The following is a 3164-nucleotide window of genomic DNA, read 5'->3' as shown; positions in this document are numbered from 1 at the left end:
CGATGGAGGCTGTGAGCAGGCTTTCCAGAAGACCAACTGCGGCAACTGCGATTGAGGTCGGCAGGATGATCCAGAGGGTTTCCAGCGTGAACGGAACGTTGGGCACCAACAACGATGGCAAGGCATTCTGGAGCTCGCCCAGATCGCTGACGATCCTTGTGTCCAGCTTGAACACCAGTGCCGCCACCGTGAGAACCAGAATGCAGATCAGTGGCGACGGCACAAGGCGGGTTATGCGGGGGAAAAGGTAGATGATGGCGAGGCCGGCGGCGATCATGGCGTAGGATTGCTTGGAGACTCCGATCAGCTCCGGCAGCTGCGCCATGAAGATCAGAATGGCCAGCGCGTTCACGAAGCCCGTCATCACGGAACGGGACACGAAGCGCATGATGTAGCCCACTCGGGCGAAGCCTGCGGCCATTTGGATGACGCCGGCGAGGATGGTGGCGGCGAGCAAATACTCGATGCCCTGCTCGCGAACCAATGAGCCGAACAGGACGGCGGTGGCAGCGGTTGCTGCGGAGATCATGGCCGGGCGACCGCCGGTGATGGCGATGACCATGGCGATGATCACCGAGGCGTAGAGACCGACCTTGGGATCGACGCCGGCGATGATGGAGAAGCCAATGGCTTCAGGGATGAGGGCAAGTGCGACGACGATCGCGGCGAGAAGATCGCCACGAACGTTAGAGAGCCAGTTACGGCGGAACGTTGATATCAATTGAGGAATTCCAGTATGCATACGGGCGGCGCCTGTCATTTCAGACGGATTAAGACGCGGCGGTATTCTGGATTGTCCGGCGGATTGGCGGGCGGAAGAGCCACCCGGGTTTTCACCGGGTCCTATTGAGTAATCGCCATATCGCTCGATTGGACGCTGAAATCAACCCAAAGGTTGTGAAGACGTGCCATGCGAAATCGCATTTTTTGCCCCGACGGGTTTCCCCGGGGCTGGCGGATGATATGGTGGCCACCACAGGCGCGTGCTGCGTGCGCCATGGGCATCACCCTAAACCCACGGAGAATGTTGTAACCTCTCACAAGGAGGAAGACGCATGTCTTCGCCCCGTTTGGCCCAAGGCCGCCCCACCTCCGTAATTCGCGCCTTCCCTGACAATGCGTCATCAGGCGGCATCGTTCTCATGGTTTCGGCAGCTCTTGCCCTGATTGTCGCCAACTCTCCGTTAGGGATGGTCTATGTCGATACCCTCCACGCCTATATCGGCGGCCTGTCGGTACTGCATTGGATCAACGACGGTCTGATGGCGGTTTTCTTCCTGATGGTTGGTCTCGAGATCAAACGGGAGGTCATCGACGGCCAATTGTCGACCTGGCCGCGTCGTGTCCTGCCAGGCACTGCTGCGCTGGGTGGCATGATCGGGCCAGCGGTGATTTTCCTCGCCTTTAACATGGGCGACGGCGGGTATCCAAAGGGTTGGGCGATCCCAGCTGCCACCGACATTGCGTTTGCGCTGGGCGTACTGTCACTCCTAGGTTCGCGTGTGCCGATGTCGCTCAAGGTCTTTCTGACAGCACTGGCGATTATCGATGACCTCGGCGCAGTGGTGATCATCGCGCTGTTCTACACCAGCTCGATCAATGCCATGACGCTGGCCGGCGCAGCTGCGGTGATCGTAGCATTGGTTGCCATGAACCGGTTCGGGGTTCGCAATCTGATACTGTATCTGATCCTTGGCGCAGTGCTGTGGTTCCTCGTCCTGCAATCGGGTGTGCATGCCACTCTTGCCGGCGTCGTGCTGGCCCTGACCATTCCGCTCAAGAAAACCCCGACCCAGCCCGACGACATGCAGTCGCCCCTCCACAAGCTCGAACACGCCATCCAACCCTGGGTGATGTTCCTCATCGTGCCCATTTTCGGCTTCGCCAATGCGGGTGTGTCGTTTGCTGGCATGTCGCTGGGTCAGCTCGCCGATCCAGTGCCCCTCGGCGTTGCTGCCGGACTGTTCCTGGGCAAGCAGCTTGGAGTCTTCGCAGCGGCGGCGCTGGTTATTCGCGCCGGCTGGGCCGAACTGCCAACATATGCATCCTGGCGACAGCTCTACGGTGTCGCTCTGCTGTGTGGCATAGGCTTCACCATGTCCCTGTTCATCGGCGTGCTGGCCTTTCCCGACTCGGTCCTCCTGCAGGACGAAGTGAAGATTGGCGTGCTGCTGGGTTCGCTTCTTTCAGCAACTGCCGGAGCAATCCTGCTGCGATCTTCGAAGCCTCGAGCCGATCGCATCGCCGAGCCGGCATAGACTGCACCGTCGAATCGGGAACAATGTAAGGCGCACCTCAACGGGCTCATATGCTGACTGCGATGGCGCCCGCATAAGCATTCCCGCTCGCAAGATCGTCGTCGCAAGCACACATGGTGCTGGCGACGAGTTCATTGGTGCTTTGACCGCTGCCCTGTGGCGCGGACTGAGCATCGACGCCTCGCTCACCGCCGCAAACGCGGCTGCTGCTCTTCTTGTGAGTACGCCTGAAGATCAGCGCTGAAGAATGCCGACTGTGGCCTGTGGGATGGGATAATGAATGTGTCGCTGAACTGATAGACGACTGCTTTAGATGGTATGTTGCCAAAAGCAGCCAGTCCGCTACCCACCCGAGGCTGTGTGAGAACTCGTAGCGCGTTGGCGAACGGGATGCTGGCGGTGGCCTGTTCTGGTTGCTCTCACCTGTTTATCGCCTTGAGGGTAGTACCGACGCCGGCGACTGCGATGGCTCGTTTAATGTTGTAGGCCAGGATCGTCAGGCTGGCTTCGGCCGTGACGTTTTTCAGGCCTCGCGTTCGGAAGTGGGTGGCACCCATCCATCCCTTGATCGTCCCAAAGACGTGCTCGACGGTACAGCGCCTGATTGCCATGGCGTCAGGCATCGCTTCGAGCCTTTGCTGCATGGCATCGAGCACAGCTTCATGCTCCCAACGGCGGATGCGCTTCTCTTTGCCAGCCGTGCACAGCGGGCGGGATGGACAGGCACCGCAAGCCTTCTGGTTGAAGTAGACGTTGATGAGCTTGCCGGCCTCAACCGTGGCGTGGCTCCTCTGGAGTTGCTCGCCGACGGGACAGCGATAAGTATCGGTCTCTGGCTGATAGATGAACGACGGCTTGCCCCACAGGCCACGGGCCTGAGCAGGAGAGGTGTTGGGTTTTGGCACC

The 3164-nt window shown here is 59.7% G+C and carries 4 protein-coding genes and 1 other annotated feature; of the genes, 2 read left to right on the top strand and 2 right to left on the bottom strand.

All coding sequences use genetic code 11. From position 1 onward, the window contains the following. A partial coding sequence (locus WH91_RS02955; RefSeq protein ID WP_428040608.1) for a SulP family inorganic anion transporter occupies positions 1–721 on the bottom strand: 721 nt, incomplete at its 3' end. 70 nt (positions 722–791) lie between these two features. After that, positions 792–847: a sequence feature (sul1 is cis-regulatory element that is thought to sense ions involved in sulfur or methionine metabolism; They are found in Alphaproteobacteria), on the bottom strand. 208 nt (positions 848–1055) lie between these two features. Here WH91_RS02955 and nhaA point away from each other — a divergent pair. After that, complete coding sequence (gene nhaA, locus WH91_RS02950) at positions 1056–2258, top strand: Na+/H+ antiporter NhaA (protein WP_046169534.1); 1203 nt, start codon at positions 1056–1058, stop codon at positions 2256–2258. Next, a complete protein-coding gene (locus WH91_RS23030; protein WP_074797942.1) occupies positions 2161–2502 on the top strand; it encodes a PfkB family carbohydrate kinase in 342 nt (113 codons plus the stop codon). The genes nhaA and WH91_RS23030 overlap by 98 nt, the downstream gene beginning before the upstream one ends. 175 nt (positions 2503–2677) lie before the next feature. Here the strand turns inward: WH91_RS23030 and WH91_RS02945 are convergent. Further along, on the bottom strand, positions 2678–3164 hold a 487-nt coding region (locus tag WH91_RS02945; protein ID WP_046169533.1), incomplete at its 5' end, for a transposase.

The sequence above is a fragment of the Devosia psychrophila genome, from assembly GCF_000971275.1.
GTDB lineage: Bacteria > Pseudomonadota > Alphaproteobacteria > Rhizobiales > Devosiaceae > Devosia > Devosia psychrophila.
The sequence above is the reverse complement of the archived record's forward strand: the minus strand, read 5'-3'. Positions and strand labels throughout refer to the sequence as shown.